The 24,464-nt window shown below is 48.8% G+C and carries 24 protein-coding genes and 1 pseudogene; 1 reads left to right on the top strand and 24 read right to left on the bottom strand.

The annotated features are described in order from the left end of the window. Positions 1-12: 12 nt before the first annotated feature. From ACAN56_RS31050 to ACAN56_RS30965, 18 genes are all read right to left on the bottom strand, one after another. Positions 13-1,647: a flagellar hook-length control protein FliK gene (locus ACAN56_RS31050; protein WP_379147681.1), complete on the bottom strand. Its 1,635-nt coding sequence runs from the start codon at positions 1,645-1,647 to the stop codon at positions 13-15. Positions 1,648-1,670: 23 nt separating this feature from the next. Further along, positions 1,671-2,618, bottom strand: coding sequence for a MotE family protein (locus ACAN56_RS31045; protein WP_379147679.1), 948 nt, complete (start codon positions 2,616-2,618; stop codon positions 1,671-1,673). Positions 2,619-2,636: 18 nt separating this feature from the next. After that, positions 2,637-3,080, bottom strand: a complete 444-nt coding sequence (gene fliJ, locus ACAN56_RS31040; RefSeq protein ID WP_038593525.1) for a flagellar export protein FliJ — start codon at positions 3,078-3,080, stop codon at positions 2,637-2,639. 6 nt (positions 3,081-3,086) lie between these two features. Then, positions 3,087-4,400 carry a flagellar protein export ATPase FliI gene (fliI, locus tag ACAN56_RS31035; RefSeq protein ID WP_038600094.1) on the bottom strand — a complete coding sequence of 438 codons (1,314 nt, stop codon included), beginning with the start codon at positions 4,398-4,400 and terminating at the stop codon, positions 3,087-3,089. Next, positions 4,393-5,244: a FliH/SctL family protein gene (locus ACAN56_RS31030; RefSeq protein ID WP_379147677.1), complete on the bottom strand. Its 852-nt coding sequence runs from the start codon at positions 5,242-5,244 to the stop codon at positions 4,393-4,395. The genes fliI and ACAN56_RS31030 overlap by 8 nt, the downstream gene beginning before the upstream one ends. Then, complete coding sequence (gene fliG, locus ACAN56_RS31025) at positions 5,237-6,253, bottom strand: flagellar motor switch protein FliG (RefSeq protein WP_038593531.1); 1,017 nt, start codon at positions 6,251-6,253, stop codon at positions 5,237-5,239. The genes ACAN56_RS31030 and fliG overlap by 8 nt, the downstream gene beginning before the upstream one ends. Positions 6,254-6,257: 4 nt before the next feature. Next, positions 6,258-7,847 (bottom strand): flagellar basal-body MS-ring/collar protein FliF, encoded by a 1,590-nt coding sequence (gene fliF / locus ACAN56_RS31020; protein WP_038593534.1) that lies wholly within the window; start codon positions 7,845-7,847, stop codon positions 6,258-6,260. Between the two features lie 35 nt (positions 7,848-7,882). Then, on the bottom strand, positions 7,883-8,191 hold the full coding sequence (gene fliE, locus ACAN56_RS31015) for a flagellar hook-basal body complex protein FliE (protein ID WP_038593537.1): 309 nt from the start codon (positions 8,189-8,191) through the stop codon (positions 7,883-7,885). A gap of 30 nt (positions 8,192-8,221) precedes the next feature. After that, on the bottom strand, positions 8,222-8,668 hold the full coding sequence (gene flgC, locus ACAN56_RS31010; protein ID WP_038593540.1) for a flagellar basal body rod protein FlgC: 447 nt from the start codon (positions 8,666-8,668) through the stop codon (positions 8,222-8,224). Positions 8,669-8,674: 6 nt separating this feature from the next. After that, positions 8,675-9,082: a flagellar basal body rod protein FlgB gene (gene flgB / locus ACAN56_RS31005; protein ID WP_038593543.1), complete on the bottom strand. Its 408-nt coding sequence runs from the start codon at positions 9,080-9,082 to the stop codon at positions 8,675-8,677. A gap of 378 nt (positions 9,083-9,460) precedes the next feature. Further along, complete coding sequence (hslU, locus tag ACAN56_RS31000; protein WP_038593546.1) at positions 9,461-10,861, bottom strand: ATP-dependent protease ATPase subunit HslU; 1,401 nt, start codon at positions 10,859-10,861, stop codon at positions 9,461-9,463. A gap of 33 nt (positions 10,862-10,894) precedes the next feature. Next, a complete protein-coding gene (hslV, locus tag ACAN56_RS30995; protein ID WP_038593549.1) occupies positions 10,895-11,437 on the bottom strand; it encodes an ATP-dependent protease subunit HslV in 543 nt (180 codons plus the stop codon). Between the two features lie 130 nt (positions 11,438-11,567). Further along, complete coding sequence (gene trmFO, locus ACAN56_RS30990) at positions 11,568-12,926, bottom strand: FADH(2)-oxidizing methylenetetrahydrofolate--tRNA-(uracil(54)-C(5))-methyltransferase TrmFO (RefSeq protein ID WP_379147672.1); 1,359 nt, start codon at positions 12,924-12,926, stop codon at positions 11,568-11,570. Positions 12,927-12,950: 24 nt separating this feature from the next. Continuing rightward, positions 12,951-15,047: a type I DNA topoisomerase gene (gene topA, locus ACAN56_RS30985; protein ID WP_038593555.1), complete on the bottom strand. Its 2,097-nt coding sequence runs from the start codon at positions 15,045-15,047 to the stop codon at positions 12,951-12,953. A 99-nt stretch (positions 15,048-15,146) separates the two neighbouring features. Continuing rightward, on the bottom strand, positions 15,147-16,265 hold the full coding sequence (dprA, locus tag ACAN56_RS30980) for a DNA-processing protein DprA (protein WP_379147669.1): 1,119 nt from the start codon (positions 16,263-16,265) through the stop codon (positions 15,147-15,149). Positions 16,266-16,493: 228 nt separating this feature from the next. After that, positions 16,494-17,423, bottom strand: coding sequence for a succinate--CoA ligase subunit alpha (gene sucD / locus ACAN56_RS30975; RefSeq protein ID WP_038593560.1), 930 nt, complete (start codon positions 17,421-17,423; stop codon positions 16,494-16,496). A gap of 66 nt (positions 17,424-17,489) precedes the next feature. Next, positions 17,490-18,647 (bottom strand): ADP-forming succinate--CoA ligase subunit beta, encoded by a 1,158-nt coding sequence (sucC, locus tag ACAN56_RS30970; RefSeq protein ID WP_038593563.1) that lies wholly within the window; start codon positions 18,645-18,647, stop codon positions 17,490-17,492. A gap of 348 nt (positions 18,648-18,995) precedes the next feature. After that, positions 18,996-19,460: a MarR family winged helix-turn-helix transcriptional regulator gene (locus ACAN56_RS30965; RefSeq protein ID WP_038593568.1), complete on the bottom strand. Its 465-nt coding sequence runs from the start codon at positions 19,458-19,460 to the stop codon at positions 18,996-18,998. 147 nt (positions 19,461-19,607) lie between these two features. Here ACAN56_RS30965 and ACAN56_RS30960 point away from each other — a divergent pair, with 147 nt between their 5' ends. Continuing rightward, on the top strand, positions 19,608-20,036 hold the full coding sequence (locus ACAN56_RS30960) for an organic hydroperoxide resistance protein (protein ID WP_076110114.1): 429 nt from the start codon (positions 19,608-19,610) through the stop codon (positions 20,034-20,036). 122 nt (positions 20,037-20,158) lie between these two features. On the opposite strand, the gene ACAN56_RS30955 is transcribed toward ACAN56_RS30960, so the two are convergent. From ACAN56_RS30955 to ACAN56_RS30930, 6 genes and pseudogenes are all read right to left on the bottom strand, one after another. Then, positions 20,159-21,955: a YifB family Mg chelatase-like AAA ATPase gene (locus tag ACAN56_RS30955; protein WP_379147665.1), complete on the bottom strand. Its 1,797-nt coding sequence runs from the start codon at positions 21,953-21,955 to the stop codon at positions 20,159-20,161. A gap of 196 nt (positions 21,956-22,151) precedes the next feature. Further along, on the bottom strand, positions 22,152-22,661 hold the full coding sequence (locus ACAN56_RS30950) for a metallophosphoesterase (protein ID WP_038593578.1): 510 nt from the start codon (positions 22,659-22,661) through the stop codon (positions 22,152-22,154). 66 nt (positions 22,662-22,727) lie between these two features. Beyond that, entirely contained in the window at positions 22,728-23,141 is a 414-nt protein-coding gene (locus tag ACAN56_RS30945) for a hypothetical protein (RefSeq protein ID WP_379147663.1), read from the bottom strand. Positions 23,142-23,275: 134 nt separating this feature from the next. Then, positions 23,276-23,662 carry a YraN family protein gene (locus ACAN56_RS30940; protein ID WP_038593584.1) on the bottom strand — a complete coding sequence of 129 codons (387 nt, stop codon included), beginning with the start codon at positions 23,660-23,662 and terminating at the stop codon, positions 23,276-23,278. Next, a complete protein-coding gene (locus ACAN56_RS30935) occupies positions 23,659-23,958 on the bottom strand; it encodes an EscU/YscU/HrcU family type III secretion system export apparatus switch protein (RefSeq protein ID WP_038593587.1) in 300 nt (99 codons plus the stop codon). The genes ACAN56_RS30940 and ACAN56_RS30935 overlap by 4 nt, the downstream gene beginning before the upstream one ends. Beyond that, a pseudogene (locus tag ACAN56_RS30930) lies at positions 23,955-24,464 on the bottom strand (DNA ligase); the annotation flags it as partial. The gene ACAN56_RS30935 and the pseudogene ACAN56_RS30930, both read right to left, overlap by 4 nt.

Here is a 24,464-nt window from a genome sequence, read left to right as displayed (position 1 = left end):
TTTTTCAAAATATTAAGCTTTGGCTGAGAAGCCTCCGCCTTCGTTACGGATATCCTCCTGGCCGTTTGCTACCCAATCCTTCCATTCCCCATTAAGCTCTGCGGCAAGCACCGCATCAGCAATTTCCTCACGACGTTCCTTGGAGCGACCATCCTGCTGTTGCCCTCCGGAAGCCGATTGACGTCCCTGCTGCCCGTTGAACTGGGAAAGAAGCGCTGAATTCTGCGAAACTTCCAATTTCTCGACCTGAAGTCCTTGAGATTGCAATGCGCTGCGCAATTGACTCATCTGCTGCTCAAGCATATCTTTGGCTCCGGAATGCTCAGTCAAGAACTGGGCAATCAAATTGCCGTTTTGCATCGTAATCTTAACATCTACTTGTCCCAAATTTTCCGGAAAAAGCGTAATTGTAGCTTCAGCTACCCCGCCTTTTTTTAGAATTTCAAGTTTCCCCGTGATCATTTTGTCCATTTCTTGAGCAAATTGATGAACGGGCACTTGGACTGTCGTTGCCTTCAACGGCGCTGTAATACCGCCTCTAAGCGACAATTGTCCTGCAGTCACGACATTGTTCTCATCTGCAGTCCCATTGATCTCGGGCAAAGCTTCTTCTAAGATTCCGGCTGGTTTAACCTCCGCTCCAGTCTTGGAGGCCGGTGTTATGATCACCTCTGCCTCAGCAGCACCTGTATTTGTTACAGGCGTAAGCGGATCTGCGCTCTCAACGTTAGCGGCAGTTGTGGCGGCAGCAATGCCGACAGTTTGTACAGGTGCCTTAGCTTCAAAATGATATACAGGCCTGTTATTCTCAGCCATTGCCTGTTGTTTCAAAGTCACAGCAGGAGTATTGCTAAGGATTGTTGCCTCTACCGTTTTGGCTTTATTGTCCGGTATAGAAGTTTCTGCTCGAGTTAACTCTTTAGCAATAACGTTATTTTCTACGGCTGATGCCTCCGCATGGATAACTGGTTTTGACTTAAGTTTACTCTCAGAAACGGCAGCTTGGGACATAATGACCGTGAACTCGTTCAACAGCTCAATACCCTCGGCCGCATTTTTTTCATTCCCGGTAACGGACGACTGCTGAATCAGATTCACTAGACTAGTAAGGTCATCCTGAACAACAAAACGCACAGTCTCTGAATTCTGGGCAAGCGGAGATAAGCCCGATGCAGGGTCGATGTCCATGTTTGCTGCACCAGTCTCAGCAGGGTTGTTACTGCCGGACAGCAGTGCCGATACCTGAATCAGCCAGCCTTGCAGGGCAGCGAGCAAAGCAGGGTCAGCGCTGATGTTGTCATCCAGCTTCTCAATATCCTGCAAAAGCCCTTCCAGCTGCTTAGAGCTCTCGGAACTTTCTGCATCCTTACCGCCCAGCGATTGACCAGCTTCTTCCCCCGTTGAGCTTGCGCTATTCAGCAAACCCTGAAGCAATGAAGCCAGATTGCCCAGTAAAGGCGTCTCTGTTTCCTTTGCAGTTCCTCCAGTCATACTCTGAACTAGAGTCTGGGCAAAAGGCATTGCCGTTGTTGTTCCGTTTGCAGCAGTTGCTCCACCAAGAGCTGAAGCTGCTCCGGTTGCAGCAGAAGAAGTTCCTGCCGATGTTGTCAGGTTACCGCCAGAAAGTGATGGAACGACTAAACTCATTATTTTTCACCTCCTTTCAAGTGTTATTTACCACCCATCAGCCGATTTACAATTTTGGCAGTTTGAGCGCTGTTTTTCTTCGTCATCTCGCCTAAGATCGAGGATCTTACACTGTCGCTCACCGTATTCAATATCGTAATCACCTTATCAGGGCTAATACTGTACATGGAACCAAGCAAGGTTGCCGCTTCTGTCGCAGGCATGGACGTGAATGTCTGGCTGAGCTTGTCCTTATTGAGATTAGCGCTTGAAGTTGTTGTAGCCACACTAGCCTCATTCTGCTTCAACCTCGATTGAAGGGCTGCAATAGCCATATCGGTAGAATCCGTCGTTTCTTTTAGCTTAATCGAGACATCTGCAGCCTTTTTAGGATCCATTTTTTCCAGAATCGCTGTTTTGCTGGCTTTACTCATGGCGCTGAAAACTTGAACCATTTCTTCAGTAGTTAAATTCTCCATAATCGGAGCTGCCTTGGAGGCTTTCATTCCCGCATACAGCTTGGCTAATTCAGCGACCTTCACTTCATACGGATCTTCCGTCTCCTCAGGAGCAACCTCCGCAGCTGCAGCTTCTTCCTTCATACCGTCAATCTGCTTTTGGAGCGCCTGAACCTGTGTTTCCTGAGTCGTTTTTTCTTCGGTCACCTGCTGCAGCTGTTTGGCCTGCTCAGCAACCTGAGCCTTAAGTTTTTTGATCGTTGTTTCCGAACTTGCCTCCTGCTCTTCGCTTTGCGCTTCAGGATCAGTGGCAGTCTCGCTCCCCGGTTCGGCAGGAGGATCAGGAATCACCTTTTCGATAAAAGGGATCTTGTTTCCGATTGCCAGCACGTTGTTGCGGATATCCATATTAAATAGAGTCAACAACACACCAAGCAGTACGAGAGTGAATATGATCGGAATCATTAAGAACAAAAACCGCTCGAATTTACCTGCTGACTCTTCATTTTCAAATTCCATATCATTGTTAGCCACTAGCGGAAACCTCCCGGGTTAGAGGGATTTCATCGCGAAGCGGACGGTAGCCATCTCATCCAGTTCGTTTTGTTCCCGTAAAATCATATTCTGCTGAAATATAGTTTGAGCCTTGTCTTTGGCTTTCAGCCAGACCTTCTCGTCAAGGACCTTAGTGCTAAGATGATCCTGCTTATGCTGCACCTCTACATGAGCCCGGCGGATATCCAAATGCTTGCGGGCGATACAGGTATCCAGATAATCCATGTAATCCTGCATCTCTCGAATCTTGGCCATCGGTGTCTTTTGTTCGGCTGCACTTTGCAGGGACAGCATCAGTGTGCTGCGCTGAGAGATTAATTCATCAAGACTTTTTTCCTGGGCTTGCAATTCTCCGAGCGCACTTGAAAGCATCCACTCTGCCTGTGTTTTTTCGTTGCCTTTCAAGTCCACAACTTTTTGAAAAGTATAATGGAACCTCACTGCTGATCAACTCCTCGAGAACTGTGAAATTAATGATTGTTGAACCTCGGCCAGCGTCACTTTTTCGTTAACTTTCTGTTTCGTGAAATCCCAGATGCTGTCGATATAATGCATCGACTCATCAATCTGGGCATTGGAGCCTCTCTGATAGGCACCGATATTGATCAAGTCTTCTGAATCCTTATATACCGCCATAAGTCGTTTTACATTCTCGGCCGCGTCAATTTGCTCCTCGGGAGCAATATCCTTCATTACACGACTGATGCTGGCCAGTACATCAATTGCAGGAAAGTGACCTTTATTGGCGATATTCCGGTTTAGCACAATATGTCCGTCGAGTATACCCCGCACAGCATCGGCAATGGGTTCATTCATATCGTCACCGTCAACCAGCACTGTGTAAAAAGCGGTAATGGAACCCGTTGGCCCTGTTCCCGCCCGTTCCAGCAGCTTGGGCAGACTGGCAAATACGGAAGGGGTGTAACCTCTCATTGCAGGAGGTTCGCCTACCGCCAGCCCTACTTCGCGCTGTGCCATGGCGTAACGTGTTACCGAATCCATCATCAGCATCACATTCAGTCCCCGGTCGCGGAAATATTCAGCAATCGTTGTGGCGATCAGCGCACCTTTGATCCGTATGAGTGCCGGCTGGTCGGATGTGGCAACAATAACTACTGAGCGCTGCAGACCTTCAGGCCCTAAATCACGTTCAATGAAATCCAGCACTTCCCTGCCCCGCTCACCGATAAGGGCAATCACATTCACGTCCGCCGAAGTATTGCGGGCGATCATGCCCATTAGAGTACTCTTACCGACGCCGGACCCTGCAAAAATCCCTACCCGCTGACCTTTACCGATCGTAAGCAGACCGTCGATCGCCCGGACGCCAATACTGATGGGCTCATGCACCCGGGGACGGTTCAGCGGATTGGATGGAATATTGAAGGTTGAGCTATGCGGCATCCGGGCCGGAATCAGTGAGCCGTCAAGCGGCTGGCCCAATCCATCCAGCACCTTGCCAAGCAGTTCGGAACCAACCTGAACGCTCAGCGGTTTGCCTGTACCTACAACATCACAGCCGGGGCCTATCGCCTGCAATTCTCCAAGAGGCATCAGCAGCACTTTATTATCGCGGAAGCCAACAACCTCAGCCTGCAGCGGCTTATTGCCTTTTGAAGGATAGATGTAGCAGACATCACCGATGCTGGCATCCGGCCCTTCTGACTCAACCATTAGCCCGATCACCTGGGTAACCTTCCCGTTAATTCTTACAGGATCGAAATTACGCAGCTGTTCTTTATATCGCCCACTGTCAAGCATCGCCTTCCCCATTTCTGTGCTCCTCGGTGTCCAATGCGATTCGAACCAGCTCTTTCTTGATTTCTGCAAGCTGAGTGTCGATTCGTGCATCAATGCTGCCGAAGGAAGAGCGGATCACACACCCAAGATCCTTAACTGTGGAATCAGGCAGGATTTGCAGTTCGGCCTGCGAATCCACCGCCAGCGCCAATTCTTCCCTGGCCGCATTGACGAAAGCGAACTGCGCAGGTGAAACGCAGAGGGAGATAAGTCCCTGCTCACGTTTGCGGGCCAGATTCTTGCGGATCAGATCCAGTGCGAACTGCGGTTCAACCGTCAGCTGCTTGTCCACAATTTTCTCGGCGATACTGCAGCTAAGCTCCACCAGGAAAGGTTCAGCTTCCTGAATAATGACGTCTCTCCCGCGGTATGCTTCTTGAAGAACATTACGTGCTTCCTCCATCATCTCCGCAAGCTTTTGCACCATATCCTGTTCAGCCTGTGTGACGCCTTCCTGATACCCTTGCTGAAACGCCTCCGCCTTGATAGCTTCTATAAGATGCTCATCCTGCTCCCTGCGCTGCCGCCACCATTCCTCAGCTTCATTCCGTGCCGATTCCACAATATTCTCAGCTTCCTGCGATGCGTTCCGGACCTGTCCTTCAGCGAACTCCTGGGCGTCCTTCAGCATTTGCTTGCGTGCTTGCTCTGCCTCTTCACGGGCCGGGTCCTGATATTGAACCTCTCCTGCTGCTGTTTCTTCATGAGCCGGTTCTTCTACAAGCCCTGCATGCTGCCTGGCTTGTTCCAGCCGCTTAAGCACATCTACGGGAACATATTGAGAATGTTTAATCAGCTTAGACAATGATGTCATCTCCTCCACCACGGGCGATGATAATTTCACCTGACTCTTCGAGTCTGCGGATCGTGCCTACAATGCGGGTCTGTGCTTCCTCAACATCACGCAACCGCACTGGACCCATATATTCCATTTCCTCGCGGAAGCTTTCGGCCATCCGTTTGGACATGTTGCGGAAAATAACATCGCGTACTTCTTCGCTGGCCACTTTGAGTGCAAGCTGTAAATCCGCATTCTCGATATCTTTGATAATGCGCTGGATGGAACGGTTGTCGACATTGACAATATCCTCGAATACGAACATCCGTTTTTTGATCTCTTCGGCCAGCTCCGGATCCTGTATTTCCAGGGAATCCAGAATCGTTCGTTCCGTCCCCCGGTCAACACCGTTCAGGATCTGTACGATAGATTCGATACCGCCTGCATTCGTATAATCCTGCGTTACTGTTGCAGAAAGCTTCTGCTCTAGCACGCGTTCGATTTGCGTAACGACCTCTGGTGAAGTACTATCCATAATCGCGATTCTTCTCGCAACTTCAGCCTGCTTCTCTTGTGGCAACGAAGAAAGAATGGAAGCTGCCTGCTCAAACTGCAGATAAGATAATACAAGGGCAATAGTTTGTACATTTTCATTCTGGATAAAGTTTAATATTTGATGCGGATCAGCTTTGCGTGCAAAATCAAAAGGTCTGACTTGCAGCGTTGCCGTCAGGCGGTTAATGACCTCCATAGCCTTGGTTGAACCAAGCGCTTTCTCCAGAATCTCCTTGGCGTAGTTAATACCGCCTTGAGAGATATATTCCTGAGCGAGGCATATTTGGTGAAACTCGGACATGATCGACTCTTTCTCGCCGCTATCCACCTTACGGACATTGGCTATCTCCAGAGTCAGTTGCTCAATTTCCTCGTCTCTTAGATGTTTGAATATTTGTGCCGATACCTCAGGGCCTAGTGTGATAAGCAGGATCGCCGCTTTTTGACGGCCGCTGAGACCCTGCTGGCTAGCTTTTGCCATTAGTTCACCTCTGTTCGTCTGCAAGCCATGTACGCAACAAGTTTACGAATTCATCCGGCTTTTTCTTCGCCAGACTTTCCAACTGCTTGCGAACCTGACTTTCATTCGTCACGCTCTCCAAGTTAATAGAAGGAAACTCGGTAGGAACCTGCAGCGGAATGTCTTCTTCCACTTCTTCTTCTTCTGTCTTCTTGCGGCTGCGGTAAATTAAGTATCCCCCGCCTGCGCCGACCAGCAATGCTGCCGCAGCAATGGCCCAAATCATCCACGTAGCAAGTCCGCCCGACCCTGTATCAGCAGCTGTATCTCCAAATTGTTGCGAGTATACCGAAACTTTTTTGGTCAAATCTGCGTCTGTATAAGTGACTCCTGAATCTGCTAGAGTAGCTCTTACAATATTGGTCAGAATATTCTTAATTGCTGCTGAAGTATTATCATCTAAAATATTTTGTCCTGTAGGTGGTTCAACCGCAACATTTATGGTTAAATCTTTTACAGTATACGGGCTAGCGATAATATCCTTGGTGATCCGGTTCACTTCGTAGTTTCGGGTCTCTGATGATTCTTCAGATGTAGAAGTGCCTGTATTAGTTCCAGATGGATAACCTGAGACATCTTCTGAGCCCGTACCCGCAACGCCTCCGGTAGTATTTCCTTGCCCCGAATAGGAATTGCTGATAATCTGCGAACTGATTTCAATCCCTTTCATATTCTCTGTATCTACCGGAGTAACAAGATCTTCTTTCCGGTTCTCTTTGTCAAAATTCAACTTAGAGAAGACAAGGACATCAACTTTATCCGGTCCTGTGAGCGTAGTTAGGAACTGTTTCACATTTTTCTTAACTTCTTCTTCAAATTTCTTTTGAAGAGCAAAGTTTTCTTCAACCTGGTTGGTAACCCCTGCCTGTCCGCCTTTAGCTGTCGGCATCAACTCAATCTCGTTATTTGCAATCGTGATGTTGTCAATCGGCAAATTCGGCACAGCAGTCTTTACAAGGTTGAAATAACCGTCAATATTGTCCTGTGATGGTCTAAATCCTGGATCAAAGGAAAGTACAACGGAAGCCGAAGCCTGCTCCTGACCCTCTTGAGCGGCAAAGACCGTCTCTTTGGGCAAATTAATCAGTACCTTAGCATCCTTGATTCCCTGCATCCGTCTCATCAGCTGTTCCACTTCACCATTTAAAGCATTGTTGTATTTAACATCAAACTCACTGTCCGTCGTACCGATCATCGACGAAGATTCGTCAAACACTTTATACCCGATGGAACCTCCCTGCACGATTCCCTGCGAGCCAATATCCACTTTAATGCGAGCGGCTTCTGTGCTTGGTACGGATATGCTGTGTCCATCCGGACTTAAACGGTATGAAATTCCTTTTGTGTCCAGGTAAGTCATGACTCCAGCGGAGTCTGTGCTGTCCAGATCTCGAAATGCCACTTCATATTCCGTTTTCGAAAGCCTCATGGTCAAAACTACGATTATTAAAATAATGATAAACAATGTAGAAAAAAATAAAATCTTCTGTTTAGCGCTAAATCTGTTCCAATACTGGGTGATTTTCTCCCGGTACTGGGCCAATCGTTCATTCACAGTGTCACCCCATCCGAAACTAAGCTAAGGATTATTTAGATTTGAGTTCTCATAATTTCCTGATAGGCTTCGATCACTTTGTTCCGGACTTGTGTCGTCAGCTGCAAACTCAGCAATGCCTGCTGGGAAGAAATCAAAGCCTCATCAATGTTGACTTCTCCCAATACGAATTTATTATTCATATCCTTGGAATATTGCTCTTGCTCTGCCACTTGATTAAGTGCATCCTGCAGATAAGAACCAAAGCTTTGTTTGGAACCGCTAACCACTTCTGACTCAGCAGCTACTGGCTTCATAGCAAGCGGTTGAACAGCTTGGGCTCCGATAGTTAAATTCTGTATCAACTGTTTTCCTCCTAAGATGTCATTTCAAAATTACCGTCCAATTTCAAGCGCTTTGCTTACCATGGCCTTGGATGCGTTCAGCATCGTAACATTAGCTTCATAGGAACGGTAGGAAGAAAGCATATCCACCATTTCCTTCGTGACATCTACGTTAGGCATGTACACATAACCTTCGGCATCCGCATCAGGATGGCTGGGGTTGTATACCGGCTTCATAGGTGAGGCATCATCAATAATCGACTGTACCTTAACCCCTTCGCTTTCACCATTCATCTTAGCATTCAATATGTTGGAAAAGCTTTTGTTCTCGGCTGTCTCCAGCACCACCAGCTTTCTCCGGTAAGGTACGGCTTTGCCGTCCACTACAGAGGCTCTGGTTGTTTCAGCATTGGCAATGTTGGAGGATATTACATCCATCCGCAGCCGCTGAGCGGTTAAAGCTGAAGCGCTTATTCCAAAACTGCTACCAAAATTCACTATTTGCTACCTCCCCTCAACTGCTGTGCGCATTTTAGTGATGTCACTGTTTATCAGATGTACATAAGAGTTGTACCGAAGCTGATTCTCGGCGCTTAACGCCATCTCGCGATCCATATCCACATTATTATCATTGTTGTTCATCGAGGTGGTGTGGTCTGTAGTGACTACTGCAGACGGAATGGCTGTAGCCGATCCGAATTGGAAATGGCGGGAATCCGATATCTTCGCGTTAAGCGTTGACTTCAGTCCACTTTCCTGTTGCCTAAGCAAACTTTCAAAAGAAACGTCGGAGCGTTTGAAATTCGGTGTGTCGTTATTTGCCACATTGTTGGCCAAAACACTTTGTCGTTTATTGGCGGCATCAATGCCTGCCTGTAGTCTTTGAAAACTGACATTGTTTAGCAAACCCATGCAAATCCCCCCCTTCCAAAGCTATCATAATGAAAAGAATTCCACAACTTCTTCCGAAATCCTGCTACTTTCGACAAATAAAGCTAAATTTTTAACTTTTTTATGTGATGCAGGTCGAAAGCTGTCGATGAAGATTTAAAATGTCAATCTCATATACATTGATTCTCTTAGAAATTGTATATTATTACAATAAGAAATAAGCCCTATCTTTTCTGAAAAGAGAGGGCTTAAAGCATGGTTTTTCAATTATTTACCTTTTTCGTTCCAATATCTAACTTTATTTAGCATATAGTGACATAAAAAGGTTGATTTCCAGCGACTTTTGTCATGTCACTACTTCCATATACCTAATTTGAAGTAATTTTGGAGGCTGTCGGATTAGAGGATATACTGACTTAAATCGCGGTCTTGTGCGATTTCTGACAGTTTTTCACGAACATATTCCGGAGTGATTACCATTGTTTCGAGAGTCAATTCAGGAGCTTCAAAAGATAGGTCTTCCAGCAGTTTCTCGAGAATGGTATGCAAACGACGCGCACCTATATTTTCCATGTTCTGGTTCACAGAGGCTGCAATTTTGGCAATTTCCTGGATCGCTTCCGGCTGGAACTGAATTTCAATATTTTCTGTCTTGAGCAAATTAACATATTGTTTCGTCAGCGCATTCTCCGGTTCAGTCAATATGGAGACGAAATCCTCCAGTGTTAGACTGCTCAGCTCCACACGGATCGGGAATCGCCCCTGAAGCTCAGGGATAAGGTCGGAAGGCTTCGCAATATGAAAGGCTCCCGCTGCCATAAACAGAACATAATCCGTCTTCACAGGTCCGTATTTAGTCATCACCGTAGATCCTTCGACGATAGGCAATATATCACGCTGCACCCCTTCACGGGAAACATCCGGTCCAGAACCTTTGCCCTGGCTGGCAACTTTATCGATTTCATCGATAAAAATAATACCGGACTGCTCGGCACGGGACACGGATTCCTGAATGACGTCGTCCATGTCAATCAGCTTGGCCGCTTCATCCTGAATCAGCACTTTGCGTGCTTCTTTGATCGGCAGCTTGCGTTTTTTGGTCCGCTTGGGCAGTAGACTGCCGAACATTTCCTGCATGTTCATTCCCATCTGGTCATTGCCTTGTCCGGCAAACATGTCCAGCATCGTAGGGGCGGTATCCTCCACGTCGATTTCAATGATGTCGTCTTCCAGCTGCCCTGCCAGCAGTTTGAATTTGACACCTCGCCGGCGTTCGCTGAGCGAACCATCCTCGGGCTCTTCCTTTGTATCTTCGGAGCTTGTGTTATTGCCGCCGAAAATCATTTCGAAGGGATTCCGCTGTGACTTGTTCTTGGAAGTAGACGGAACAAGGATCGAGACGATCCGTTCATTTGCCAATTCCTCAGCCCGGTCTTTCACCTTCTCTGTCCGTTCAAGCTTAACCATACGGATGGAGGTCTCCACCAAATCACGGACCATGGATTCCACATCGCGCCCCACATAACCAACCTCGGTAAACTTCGTAGCCTCTACTTTGATGAACGGGGCATTTACAAGCTTGGCAAGCCGGCGGGCGATCTCAGTCTTCCCTACCCCAGTTGGACCGATCATCAGAATGTTTTTTGGAACAACTTCATCCCGCAGCTCTTCAGCAAGCAAACTGCGGCGGTAACGGTTACGCAGTGCAACTGCCACCGATTTTTTTGCCTGCTTCTGGCCAACGATATATTTATCGAGCTCTGCTACGATTTGACGCGGTGTAAGCGATTGATTACCCATTATGACTTCCTCCCTCTTTCTGCGGCGCCGTGCCTATAATTGTTCAACAATAATATTGGAATTGGTATATACACAAATCTCGGAAGCGATTTGCAGTGCTTCCCTGGCGATTTCGGCAGCTTCTAAATTCGGAGCATGGCGTTTCAGCGCACGTCCTGACGCCAGTGCAAAGTTGCCTCCGGAGCCAATGGCCAACACATCATCATCCGGTTCAATGATTTCACCATTGCCGGAGATCAGCAGCATTCCCTCTTTATCCATCACAATCATTAAGGCTTCCAGCTTGCGCAGGATGCGGTCCTGGCGCCAATCCTTGGCCAGCTCCACAGCTGCCCGCTGCAGATTGCCGTGATGCTCCTCCAGCTTGCCTTCAAACTTCTCGAATAAAGTAATCGCATCGGCCACGGAACCCGCAAAGCCAGCGATTACTTGTCCTCTGTACAGGCGGCGGACTTTTTTAGCCGTCGTCTTCATGATGACACTTTCTCCAAAAGTAACCTGACCATCGCCGGCTATTGCCGCATGGCCATTATGTCTAACCGCACAAATTGTAGTCGCATGAAAGCTGGGTAACATGATTTTGCAACCTCCTAAAAGTTTTGTGAGCTTCGCACCTTGAATCTCTTCGAACAAAACTGGCTTCGAAAGCATATACCTTAAGTTTTGTGGGATGCCATTGCAAAAGAACGGCTTAACACACCCTAGTTTATGACGGGTTTGGTTCTGTGATCTCCGGTTCTGTGTAGGGAAGTCTTGTGCGGGCAGCGAAATCGGCAATACTGTCCAGTGCACGGTGAGCCAGAAATTCATTTTTTTCCTTCTTGCTGCGGATTTTCTTCTCAAGCTTAGGAAGCAGGCCGAAGTTGGCATTCATTGGCTGGAAATGTTCTGGATCCGCGGAAGTGATGTAAGCAGGCATGCTGCCCAGCACACTGTCCTCCGGGAAGATCAAGCCCTCCTCGCCAAGCGCAGCTCTGGCCGCGTTAATTCCGGCGATCATTCCGGAAGCAGCTGATTCCACGTAACCTTCGACACCCGTCATCTGTCCGGCAAAAAACAATCTTTCTTTGCCTTTCATCTGATAAGTCGGATGCAGCAGTTTGGGAGAATTAATAAAAGTATTGCGGTGCATTACGCCATAACGGACATATTCCGCATTCTCAAGACCCGGGATCAGCGAGAAAACGCGTTTCTGCTCCCCCCATTTAAGATGGGTCTGGAATCCAACCAGGTTGTACAGTGTACCTGCAGCATTATCCTGACGCAGCTGCACTACTGCATGAGGCAATTTTCCAGTGTGGGGATTCATGAGTCCTACCGGCTTCATTGGACCGAACAACGCCGTTTGCTTGCCGCGCTTCATCATTATTTCAATCGGCATACAGCCTTCAAAATAAATCTCTTTCTCAAAATCTTTAAGTGCTGCGGTCTCGGCCGAGATCAGCGCATCATAAAAAACATCAAATTCCTCTTCCGTCATCGGACAGTTAAGATAGGCCGCTTCCCCTTTGTCATAACGGGAGGCCAAATACACCTTGCTCATGTCGATGGTGTCTTTCTCCACAATCGGCGCTGCAGCGTCATAGAAGTAGAAATACTCTTCACCGAGCAGCGCTTTAATCTCAGCAGACAAAGCCGGAGAAGTCAGCGGACCGGTCGCGATAACGACAATCCCTTCCTCCGGTATATGCGTAAGTTCTTCATTTATGACTTCCACCAAAGGATGATTGTGCAGCGTCGAAGTAATTTCACCCGAAAATCCGTCCCGGTCTACGGCAAGCGCGCCGCCGGCAGGAACCGCATGACGGTCTGCAGCACCCAGGACCAGCGAATTCAACCGCCGCATTTCTTCCTTTAATACACCAACGGCATTACCAAGACCATTTGCACGCAGGGAGTTGCTGCATACCAGTTCAGCGAACTGATCCGTGTGATGCGCAGGCGTCTTTACAACAGGTCTCATTTCATATAGTCTGACCGGCACTCCGCTCGAAGCGATCTGCCATGCGGCCTCACTGCCGGCAAGACCGGCGCCTATTACTGTTACTTTAGCTGTTTCTGTCAATTTCCTTTCCTCCTGTAGCGACTATTATTCTGCTAATTCTTCGTTGTCCAATACAGCCTCTGTATGATCGCACGAGGTGCATTGCAGCTTGGTCCCTTGTTTGTTGCGCTTCTCAACCATCCAGGAGTTGCATACAGGGCATGGTTTAATGGAAGGTCTATCCCAGGAAACAAAATCACAGCCTGGATACTGATCGCAGCCGTAGAAGACGCGTCCCTTTTTGCTGCGCCGCTCAACAACCTTGCCTTCATGACATTTCGGACAGTTTACTCCGATATCCTTCACAATCGGCTTGGTATTGCGGCAATCCGGAAATCCTGAGCATGCCAGAAATTTCCCGAAACGTCCCAGCTTGTAAACCATCGGCTTGCCGCATTTCTCGCAGAGCTCGTCGGAGACCTCATCTTCAATCTCGATCTCTTTCATTTCTTCTTCCGCGAAGATTAGCCGCTTCTCGAAAGACTCGTAAAATTCGGCAAGTACCTTCACCCAATCCTCCGCGCCTTCTTCTACATGGTCAAGATCCCCCTCCATATGTGCTGTAAATTCCACATCGAGAATTTCGGGGAAAAACTCCTCCATCTGCTCTATAATCAGCTCACCAAGTTCAGTAGGCATAAATTTCTTCTCTTCAATAGCCACATAACCACGCTTCTGGATCGTTTCCAGCGTTGGTGCATAGGTACTTGGACGCCCAATACCCAACTCTTCCAGCGTCTTAACAAGACGTGCTTCTGTATAACGCGGTGGAGGTTGAGTGAAATGCTGTTTGGGTTCAATGTCCTGTTTAGTCAGATCATCTCCGGCTTTGAGCGGAGGCAGAAACTTCTCTTCATCTGTTGTTCCATCATCATTACCTTCTACATAAACCTTCATAAAGCCCGGGAAAGAAACCTTTGAGCCTACGGCTCTGAAGACAGCATCGCCTGCGGCGATATCCACGGAGAGCGTATCTAAGAGCGCAGAAGCCATTTGACTGGATACAAAACGCTCCCAGATCAGCTTATACAAGCGGAATTGATCGCGGCTCATATATTCTTTAACGGTCTCCGGCTCGCGGAATGCTGAAGTAGGGCGGATCGCTTCATGCGCGTCCTGCGAACCTGCGGCTTTTTTGGAATACTGGCGAGGCGACTCCGGCACAAACTTCTCGCCGTATTTTGCCCCAATCAGTTCCTTGGCTTCATCCTGTGCCGTTGTGGACAGCCGGGTGGAGTCAGTACGCATGTAGGTAATTAAACCGACGGTGCCTTCTTTGCCCAGCTCCACACCTTCATAGAGCTGCTGTGCCACGGACATCGTCTTGGCCGCACGAAAGCCCAGTTTACGTGCAGCTTCCTGCTGCAATGAACTTGTCGTAAACGGTGCAGAAGGATGGCGCTGCCTCTCCTTCTCTTTCACTTCATTTACTTTGAAAGCGGCGTTCTTGATAGCTTCCAGAACTTCCAGAACATCGCTTTCCTGGCCCAGCTCTTTTTTCACTCCGTTCAGCTTATGAAACTTCGCTTCAAAACTGGAGTCACGAATGCCGAGCTTTGCGGTGATGCTCCAATATTCAGTTGGGACGAAAGCGGAAATTTCATTCTCCCGGTCCATAATGATCTTGACTGCAACCGATTGAACCCGTCCGGCCGACAAGCCTTTTTTGACTTTCTTCCATAATAGTGGGCTAATCTTGTAACCGACAAGGCGGTCAAGAATCCGCCGGGCCTGCTGTGCGTTCACAAGATCCATGTTGATTTTGCGGGGTGTCTTAAAAGCATCCTTAACTGCTTGTTTGGTGATTTCATTAAAAACAACACGGCACTCCTCGGTATTATCCAAATCCAGCGCATGCGCCAGATGCCAGGCAATGGCTTCACCTTCACGGTCCGGGTCAGCCGCCAGATAGACTTTTTTCACTTTTTTGCTGGCGTCCTTGAGTTCCTTCAATATGGACCCCTTACCGCGGATCGTGATATATTTGGGACTGAAATCATTCTCTACTTCCACGCCAATCTGGCTCTTTGGCAAATCTCTGATATGTCCCATTGAGGCCTTTACGATATATTTACTGCCTAAATATTTGCCGATGGTCTTCGCTTTTGCAGGCGATTCGACGATAACTAATGCATCCGCCATAGGTTGTTCCTCCTAAAAGTTTTGTAAGCATAAGCTTCCTGGAACTGCTTCGGGCATATCTGAATCCGAAAGCATACGCTTAACACAATCTCTTCTATATTAAATTACCTTATAAATTGCACCCGGTAATTGTGTTACCGCTTTTTTTATGATTAAAGATAACAGAACTGAATGCAAATGTCCAAAATCCCATCTCGTTCTACCCAACAGCTCATCCAACGTAAATGGGCCTTGATGCAGTATATGGTATAGGTGAGACTCCTCACTTGTCAATTTCTTTTCTGCCGACTTGTCTCCGTTTTCCGGGTTAAAGAGCTCTTTCTCTCTCTGTTCCACCGACTTTACAGGCAGATAGGATATGTATTCTTCCACAATGTCGTGAGCGCCGGTCACTAATTTTGCCCCTTGTTTGATCAGGTCGTTCGCACCCCTGCTTTTGGGTGAAGTCACTGGACCCGGCACGGCAAAAACATCTCTACCAGCCTCCAGGGCGGCATCGGCAGTAATTAGCGAGCCACTGCGGCTGTCCGCCTCTACGACCACCGTCCCAAGGGCAAGGCCGGCAATAATCCGGTTGCGCTGTGGAAACAAGCCTGGGTGGCTTTTAGTGCCAATTGGATATTCGCTGATTACAAGTCCATCCTGTGCGATTTGATGTTCCAGTTCCCGGTTTTCTGAGGGATAGACCTTATCCAGTCCTGTCGCGACCACCGCAATCGTACTCCCGTATCCACGAAGGGCCGCTTCATGGCATACACTGTCGATCCCCCGGGCCAGTCCGCTGACCACAGTAAGGCCTGCCCCGCTCAGCTGCTCTGAGAGCGTCTCCCCTATCTTACGGCCATATGCCGTAGGCACACGGGTACCAACCATGGCAATCGCCGGGCGGGAGGCCAGGGCGAGGCTGCCTCGATAGTAGAGCACCCACGGCGGCTGCGGTGTCTCTTTCAGAAGCCCGGGATACTCCTCGTCGAGCAGAGTTACCATTTCTACTCCGCTTTCTTTCATTAGAATGTGACGATGGTGAATCCACTCGGAAGTATATACAGCTTCGAGACGCTGCGACATTTTCCCGCTGATTCCGACACGTTCCCAATCACCGGCACCACAGGTAAAAGCCAAATCCGTCAACATACCCGCTCGACGAATTTTGTCGATACTCTTCCAGCCGATGCCTTCCACTTCATTTAATCCAAACAACAAATATCGCGAATCCATATGCACATTCTCCCTCGTGAGGAAGGTCAGCCTTCCCTATTTTGTGATACCTGTGTCAGAAATGCAAGTTACAGTTCCTTAAACGTCTATACGGCAGCAGATTTGAACGCAAAAAAAGCAACCTTTTATCCCCATGAACAGGAACAAAAGGTTGCTTACCTTTGAACATATTATACACGATGCCCTGCTAAAGAACATACGTATGCTGATAAATATAATAGTAGAAACTTAGCTTCCGGTAAAGGCGCTCAGAATGCCGCGCTCTTCCAGCACGCTTACAAGCGTAGAGCCCATTTCTGCCGGAGTTGGAGCCACCTTAATACCGCAGGATTCCAGCACGGCAATTTTTTCGCTTGCCGTCCCTTTTCCTCCGGAAATAATCGCACCTGCATGGCCCATCCGTTTGCCGGGAGGTGCGGTAACCCCGCCGATGAAACCAACTACCGGTTTGGTCATATTTTCCTTGATCCATACAGCAGCTTCTTCCTCCGCCGTACCGCCGATTTCTCCGATCATAATGACCGCCTTGGTTCCCGGATCCTCATTAAAAAGCTTGAGAATATCAATAAACTCCGATCCCTTAACCGGATCTCCGCCTATCCCTACTGCCGAAGACTGGCCGATGCCGCGCTCAGTTAGCTGATGCACCGCCTCATAGGTCAAAGTTCCGCTGCGTGAGACAACCCCTACGTACCCCGGAGTATGGATGTAACCCGGCATAATGCCGATTTTACACTCTCCCGGTGTAATCACACCCGGACAGTTCGGACCAATCAAAACCGTAGAACGACCTTCCATGTAACGCGATACTTTCACCATATCCAGCACCGGTATGCCTTCTGTAATGCAAATAACCAGTTCCAGCCCTGCATCCACTGCTTCCATAATGGAATCGGCAGCAAACGCCGGTGGCACATAGATTACACTCGCAGTTGCCCCGGTCGCTGCTTTGGCCGCTATCACCGTATCAAATACAGGAAGGCTGACCTCACTACCGTTCTCCAGCGTGATGTTCACCGTCGTGCCGCCTTTGCCCGGGGTAACCCCGCCTACCATTTGCGTACCGTAATCCAGCGCTCCCTTGGTATGGAACAAGCCCGTCGAACCTGTTATGCCCTGCGTGATGACTTTCGTATTTTTATCTACAAGAATGCTCATGTTTTAGGTCACATCCCTACTTAGTTTGTCGAATACGAGCACTGGCGCTCAAAGGCCCAGCCGCGATTACACAAGAGCAACAATTTTCCGGGCACCGTCCGCCATGGAGTCGGCAGCAACGATATTCAGTCCGGAACCGGCAAGAATCTGCTTGCCCAGTGCCACATTGGTTCCTTCAAGACGCACGACGAGCGGTTTGGTCAGACCAAGCTGCCGGGCCGCTTCCACGACACCCGTGGCGATAACATCGCAGCGCATAATTCCACCAAATATATTGACGAAAATGCCGTTGACTTTATCATCGGACAAAATGATTTTAAAAGCTTCGGTAACCTTCTCGGTCGTCGCACCGCCCCCTACATCCAGGAAATTGGCCGGTTCGCCGCCGTAATATTTAATGATATCCATTGTAGCCATCGCAAGTCCCGCGCCGTTGACCATACAGCCGATGTTGCCGTCAAGGGCAATATAGCTGAGATCGTATTTCGAGGCTTCAATTTCCTTCTCGTCCTCTTCATCTAAGTCCCGCAGCTCCAGAATATCCTTATGCCGAAACAATGCGTTAGAGTCAAAATTAAGCTTGGCATCCAGAGCCATTACATTCCCGTCAGCTGTAACGACCAGCGGATTAATCTCCGCAATGGAGCAATCCTTATCCACAAAAGCCAAATATAGCGCTTGCATGAACTTGACAGCCTTATTCACCAGTTCTGTCGGAATAGCAATGCTGTACGCCAGTTTACGGGCCTGGAAAGTCTGCAAGCCTACTGCAGGATCAATGATTTCCTTAAAAATCTTTTCCGGATGAGTGGCCGCTACCTCCTCAATTTCCGTTCCGCCTTCTTCAGAAGCCATCATGACCACCCGGCCGGAGCCACGGTCCACAACGATTCCAATGTAATATTCTTTCACAATCTGGCAGCCTTCTTCAATCAGCAGCCGCTTTACAACCTTGCCTTCAGGACCGGTTTGATGGGTCACCAGTGTCTTGCCAAGAATCTCTCCGGCATAAGACCGGACTTCGTCAAGCGACTTCGCTACCTTCACACCGCCGGCTTTTCCGCGTCCGCCTGCATGAATCTGCGCTTTTACCACCACTACCGGTGTACCCAGCGATACTGCAGCTTCTACTGCTTCCTCCACTGTATAAGCTACTTTTCCGTTCGGTACGGCTACGCCGTACTTCTTAAGTACTTCTTTTCCCTGATACTCGTGGATATTCATACCGGAAGCCTCCTAAAGTGTTGCGGTGGCTTAAACAGGCAGCCTGCAGCCATTCCGCTTTCCGTTTTGATTGTCCAAAGCCGGGTCCAGACCGGTTTATTGCTACATATTCCGGCACAAGCAGAAAACCTAACCGCATCTAATAGAAACGGCGTGGCTTCTGCCAGTGACACAAGCTTTGAAATACAGATTTTCATCTATATTTAGCTATATGTCAGAAAAGGAAACCCAGAATATTGTAACATGTTTTAAAAGCGCTTTCCTCAAAAACTTTCACTATTTGCACACACATTTTCGCTTGATTTCATGCCGGAATGCGAACGATTATATTGACACAGCTTTCAAGAGCTATTTAGAGGCATTAATGTTAGCTTCGTGTACACGAGCCAGAAGGTCTTTAAACTGGCCCAGCAGAGCAACAAATTCATCTGCCGACAGCATCGTTCCTTCCGCCATTTTCCCCGGAATGCATGCCGCTTCACCCTGCAGTGCCCAGCCCTTTTCTGTCAGGGAAATCAGAACCTTCCGCTCATCCTGCAAGGAACGTTCACGCAGAATCAAACCTGCTGCCTGCAGCCGTTTCAATAGCGGCGTTAAGGTACCGGAGTCCAAAAAGAGGGCTTCGCCCAGCTCTTTAACCGTACACTGCTGTCTTTCCCAAAGCACGATCATTACTAGATACTGGGAGTACGTTAAACCGATCTTGTCCAGGTGAGGCTGGTACAGCTTCGTAAATTCGCGCGAGCAAGCATAGATGGTAAAACAAAGTTGATTATCAAGCATTAGCTCAGGAGTTGTCGTTGTCTTTTGCATTTCTTCTTCACCTGCCTTTATGACATTATTTTATCACAATTCATCCGTAATATCATGTTAATAGCGAAAAATAGATTGACTATTATTTTAATTGTGTTAAATTAAGTTGTGTACAATACATTATCAAATGAACGGGAGCGGATAATAATGATGACTATTCAACAAAAAATGTATGAAACTACAGTTAAAGCAGTAGGCGGAAGAAACGGAACTATTGAGTCGGAGAACCCTAAGCTGGCTCTTACGATCAGCACTCCCCGCGAAATGGGCGGCGCCGGCGGCGAAGGCACAAATCCTGAGCAGCTGTTCGCTGCCGGATATTCCGCTTGTTTTGACAGCGCGTTGAATATGGTGGCCCGGATGGGCAAAGTGAAGATTGAAGGCAGCGAAGTTACCGCTACTGTAAGCTTCGGCAAAGTTGAAGACGGGGGTTTCGGCATCGCTGTGAAGCTTGATGTTCTGGTTAAAGGCGTTGACCATGAAACTGCAGCCCAGCTTGTAGAAGCCGCCCACGGTGCCTGCCCATACTCCCGTGCTACCCGCGGCAACATTGAAGTGGAAATAAACGTACTGTAAAGAATCTGCGTCTTTCCAATCATTCTCGGAATGAGAACAGAACAAGCCGTCCATTGGCTATGGGCGGCTTGTTTGCCGTTAATATATCTCATAACCAGTAATAGACTATATACTATAAATCGCTAGTCCTCTGTCATGATCTGCCTGTCCAGATTGCGGTACTGCACCGCCTCCGCCAGATGTGCAGAGACAATGTCTACGGATCCTTCCAGATCGGCAATCGTCCGGGCCAGCTTAATAATCCGGTCATGGGCCCGCATGCTTAAGCCGAGACTTTCCAGAATGGTATGCAGCATCAATGTGCCTTCCCTGCCCAAACCGGCATAACGGCGCAGTGCCGCACCGGATAGTTCACTGTTCCAGGATATCGGCAGAGTCTTATATCGTTCTGTCTGAATAGCCTGGGCTTTCAGAACCTCTGCGCGCATCTCTGCCGAAGATAATGAAGGCCCCTCACCACCCCAATCCTTCGGACGGGGAACATCCACCTGCATATCAATCCGGTCCAGCAGCGGTCCGGAAATCTTAGAGCGGTATTGTGCAATCCTCGCAGGACTGCAGGTGCATCTCTGCTGCAACCCTCCGCTTCCCAAATACCCGCAATGGCAAGGATTCATAGAGCAGGCCAGCAAAAATTGGGCGGGAAAGGTAAATGCAGCGCGGGCACGGCTGATCGTCACTACCCTGTCCTCCAGGGGCTGCCTCAGAACCTCTAGTACATTGCGCGAGAATTCCGGCAGCTCATCCAGAAAGAGAATACCTCGATGGGCTAAGCTGACCTCACCCGGCTTGGGAATCCCTCCACCGCCAATAAGCCCTGCCGCAGAGATGGTATGATGGGGCGAACGGAACGGGCGCCCCCGCAGCAACCCGCTGTGGGCATCCTTAAGCTTGCCCGCCGCGCTGAAAATTTTGGTCACCTCCAGGGATTCACTGTCATTCAGCGGCGGTAGAATACTAGGAAGACGTTTGATGAGCATCGTTTTCCCCGTTCCCGGTGGCCCCATCAGGATAATATTGTGCATCCCCGCCGCCGCAATGGTTAAAGCCCGCTTCACATGATTTTGCCCTAGAACATCACTGTAATCCTCCAGCATACCGTTGTCTGCAGTTAAGACAGATCCTTCATACATCACTGCCGGTATATATTTCAAATGATCCAGCGTAAGCGCCATGACCGGTGGACGCTCGCTGTTGGCAAGACCGCTGCTGACGGAAACCGGAAACGGCAGCGGATTTTGCAGGACAGTCTCCTTTGTCACAGCTACAGCTTCAGCAGCAGCCAATCCTATTGGCAGACAAGACTTAGTTTCGACTGAGCCGCTCGATTCATCAACACCCATTGTATTCACACTTACTATTTGCTGCTCTACCCCGCTTCTCTTTGCGGTGTCCGCCAGGTTCATTACCGATTCCTGTTCAGGCTGCGGCAGCTGCCGCAAATGCTCTATCGCATACACTGTGATCCCGCTGATTAAAGCGGCCTCAGCAGCGTTGCCCAATGGCACTAATACAGCACGAAATCCGGCGCGCCGCGCTGCTTCTACCATCGGCAGCACACCTGTCACAGGGCGCAGGCTGCCGTCGAGCGCCAATTCGCCGATCAGCAGCAGCTTTTCTGCCTCAGGCATCACCAGTTGGCCGCTTGTCGTCAGAACGCCCAGGGCAATAGCCAGATCGAATGCCGAACCTTCTTTACGCAGATCAGCCGGGGCTAAATTGACCGTAACACGCTGCTGAGGGTAACGATAACCGCAATTTTTGACCGCCGCACGCACTCTTTCCACAGCTTCACGAATAGCAGAATCAGGCAATCCAATGATATTCGTCTGTGGTAAACCGTTGGCCAGATCAATTTCAACACCGATCATCACACCCTCAATCCCATACAGGCAGGCGCTGTGCATTTTTCCATACATAAAAAAAACACCTCTTCTCCTGAAGTACGCCGAAAATAAGCGTTGTCGTTTCAAGAAAAAGGGTGCTTCCTCATTTTCCGAGATTTTATTATAACCAGTATACAAATGATCTGCAGACATGCGCAATAGCTGAACGGGAGATCACCACTTCAGCTTATTTGCACAAATGTGAAAGGGCATTTAAAAAGGTGATAAATTAACCCTCTTCACTTACCACCACAGCATCCCTAATTTGCTCAAAAGAGAGCGGTTTGTAGCCCCAATGCTCCACACAAATATTAAAATGATTGTTTCCTTCATATTTCTGTCCATGAATATGACCATGCACATTCACGTAAGGCATATGTTTGTTCATATACATCGGTTCATGTGAAAGAAAGAAGAAATCCTTGTAGATCATCGGGTATTCACTAACCTCGTTGAAGCCCGCCTCCAGCCACCATTTGCGGCTTCGTCCGCGGTCATGATTGCCGAGAATCAGAATCTTGTAGCCGTTCAGTGAAGACACTATCCCCGTCGTCGCTTCCAGGTTCATAAATGAAAAATCCCCAAGGTGAAATACCGTATCCCCTTCGCCCACCACGGAATTCCAGTTCTCGATCATCGTCCGGTTCATCTCCTCCACACCACTGAAGGGACGTGATTCAAAATCAATAATCAGCTTATGCCCAAAATGGTGGTCTGAGGTAAAAAATACTTTAGACATTTGTGCACACCCAACTTTCACGGAAACTCTGTACATTCTGATTTCTCAATTATGCTGAACTTATTTTTATTTACGCCATTCCCGTTTGTTGGAACGCTGGTTTGCATCCAGCTGAATCAATTCGGCGAGTGGCGGAACTTCTTCATGCTCAATAAGCCATTTACGCATTTCCCTAATTGCCTCCACCTGTCCATTGCCCTTATCCCGCCAGGTTAGCAGCTCTATCACTTTAATAACCAGTGACAACAGGCTGCTGCTGTCGCTTTGGCTCTTTTCGGCCCGAATCTTTTGGATAAGTGCCTCATTCTCCCAATCAATCAATATCTCCTCGGCAATGGCTGGCCGCATAACGGTGAAGGTTTTGTTGCATTGGCTGCAGCAGACAACGGATAAAGGCTCTCCGCCTAAATCTACAGCGATCTTCTGTTCACATTCTTGGCATGTAAAACTTACTTGTATATCAAATGGTTGATTCCTCATGCGGACAACCCTCCTCATGGCAGCATTAAAAGTTACAATAATGTTTACCCATTCCCCTTAAGAAATGACCCATGACACGGAAGTAATGTCAAGACATAAGCTCTAATACGGACATTAAATCGACAAAAAGCTACTTAAAATGCCTCGCGAATATGCCTTAGAGCAGCGATACTCGTATCGTCATTCAGTAATACTGAAATCACATCAAAGGAGACCTGCCGTTCTTCCTGACCTGTGGCATGCAAATAGACCTCTGCCGTATTGCGCACCTGCCGTATTTTGCGGGTGTTCACAGATTCCTCGGGTGTCCCCTGCTGAGGGTTTCCGCTGCGGCTCCGTACTTCCACGAAGATCAGCCTGCCTTCAAGCTCAGCAATGATGTCAATCTCGCCGCTGCGGCAGCGCCAATTGCATTTTATAATATCGTAACCTTGGGAAGTCAAATACATCACAGCAGCTTGTTCAGCTGCTGTGCCTTTTTGTTTGCGGCTATACCGCCCGCCTGTGCCGTTCTCCCTCACTTGAGCCTCCGCTCTCCTGCAGAACGGTCACTCTGGTAGATATAGCTTAGAATCTCCGCCACCAAATGATACAGCTCAGGAGGAATCTGCTGATCGAGGTCCAACTTCGACAGGACCTCCACCAATGCTGCATCCTCCTGAACGGCAACCCCGTTCTCCTTGGCCCGCTGCAAAATCATATCCGCCACAGCGCCTTGCCCTTTGGCCACAACTACCGGGGCTTCGCTTTGGCCTGGAGTATATTTCAGTGCAACAGCCTTCTTAAGGTTCTGTGAAACTTCATTTGGCTCACTCATATCCGGTAATCGACTCCTTTGTAGGAGTCAGGAACATAGTCTGCCAGCTTGGACACAGTCTTCATACCGGATGCCGCAAGCGAGCCGGGCTCCGGCAAGGGCTCTGTGCGCAAGCTTAAAAGCTGGTAGCCTATTGACTCCACTGCGGATTGGACATCCTCCCGCCGATCCTCCAGCAGTTCAAGTACCCAAGGATCATTATTATGCACCTTGAGGCTTACGATCCGGTCGACCACTTGGACGTCAACCAGCGTCTGTCCCAGCTGCTTCATGTCCAAATCGAACCAAAGCCGGCAATTCGCCGCATCCAGTTCACCCTTGCGGCCACGCCGCGACTGAATATGGACAGAAGCCGTTTCCTGTCCATCCTCGCCTCGCAGCGGCAGAAATAGCGTCACCTGTGCGAACGGTGCCGTACGGTCCGTGTTGAGCAGCAGCTGCTGTCCCGTTAGCTGCTGCACAAGCTGGCCTGCGGCTTCCTTCACCGCAGGCGGCGCATCGCTGCT

Source organism: Paenibacillus paludis (genome assembly GCF_042610515.1).
Classification (GTDB): Bacteria; Bacillota; Bacilli; order Paenibacillales; family Paenibacillaceae; genus Paenibacillus_AQ.
The sequence above is the reverse complement of the archived record's forward strand: the minus strand, read 5'-3'. Positions and strand labels throughout refer to the sequence as shown.

What these genes read in the sequence shown, in the direction of transcription:
- ACAN56_RS31050 (WP_379147681.1), bottom strand. Translation starts at nt 1,647, where the DNA reads ATGAGTTTAGTCGTTCCATCACTTTCTGGCGGTAACCTGACAACATCG.
- fliI (WP_038600094.1), bottom strand. Translation starts at nt 4,400, where the DNA reads ATGCTTGACAGTGGGCGATATAAAGAACAGCTGCGTAATTTCGATCCT.
- fliG (WP_038593531.1), bottom strand. Translation starts at nt 6,253, where the DNA reads ATGGCAAAAGCTAGCCAGCAGGGTCTCAGCGGCCGTCAAAAAGCGGCG.
- flgB (WP_038593543.1), bottom strand. Translation starts at nt 9,082, where the DNA reads ATGGGTTTGCTAAACAATGTCAGTTTTCAAAGACTACAGGCAGGCATT.
- hslU (WP_038593546.1), bottom strand. Translation starts at nt 10,861, where the DNA reads ATGGGTAATCAATCGCTTACACCGCGTCAAATCGTAGCAGAGCTCGAT.
- hslV (WP_038593549.1), bottom strand. Translation starts at nt 11,437, where the DNA reads ATGTTACCCAGCTTTCATGCGACTACAATTTGTGCGGTTAGACATAAT.
- topA (WP_038593555.1), bottom strand. Translation starts at nt 15,047, where the DNA reads ATGGCGGATGCATTAGTTATCGTCGAATCGCCTGCAAAAGCGAAGACC.
- dprA (WP_379147669.1), bottom strand. Translation starts at nt 16,265, where the DNA reads ATGGATTCGCGATATTTGTTGTTTGGATTAAATGAAGTGGAAGGCATC.
- sucD (WP_038593560.1), bottom strand. Translation starts at nt 17,423, where the DNA reads ATGAGCATTCTTGTAGATAAAAATACGAAAGTCATCACGCAGGGCATA.
- sucC (WP_038593563.1), bottom strand. Translation starts at nt 18,647, where the DNA reads ATGAATATCCACGAGTATCAGGGAAAAGAAGTACTTAAGAAGTACGGC.
- ACAN56_RS30965 (WP_038593568.1), bottom strand. Translation starts at nt 19,460, where the DNA reads ATGCAAAAGACAACGACAACTCCTGAGCTAATGCTTGATAATCAACTT.
- ACAN56_RS30960 (WP_076110114.1), top strand. Translation starts at nt 19,608, where the DNA reads ATGATGACTATTCAACAAAAAATGTATGAAACTACAGTTAAAGCAGTA.
- ACAN56_RS30955 (WP_379147665.1), bottom strand. Translation starts at nt 21,955, where the DNA reads ATGTATGGAAAAATGCACAGCGCCTGCCTGTATGGGATTGAGGGTGTG.
- ACAN56_RS30950 (WP_038593578.1), bottom strand. Translation starts at nt 22,661, where the DNA reads ATGTCTAAAGTATTTTTTACCTCAGACCACCATTTTGGGCATAAGCTG.
- ACAN56_RS30945 (WP_379147663.1), bottom strand. Translation starts at nt 23,141, where the DNA reads ATGAGGAATCAACCATTTGATATACAAGTAAGTTTTACATGCCAAGAA.
- ACAN56_RS30935 (WP_038593587.1), bottom strand. Translation starts at nt 23,958, where the DNA reads ATGAGTGAGCCAAATGAAGTTTCACAGAACCTTAAGAAGGCTGTTGCA.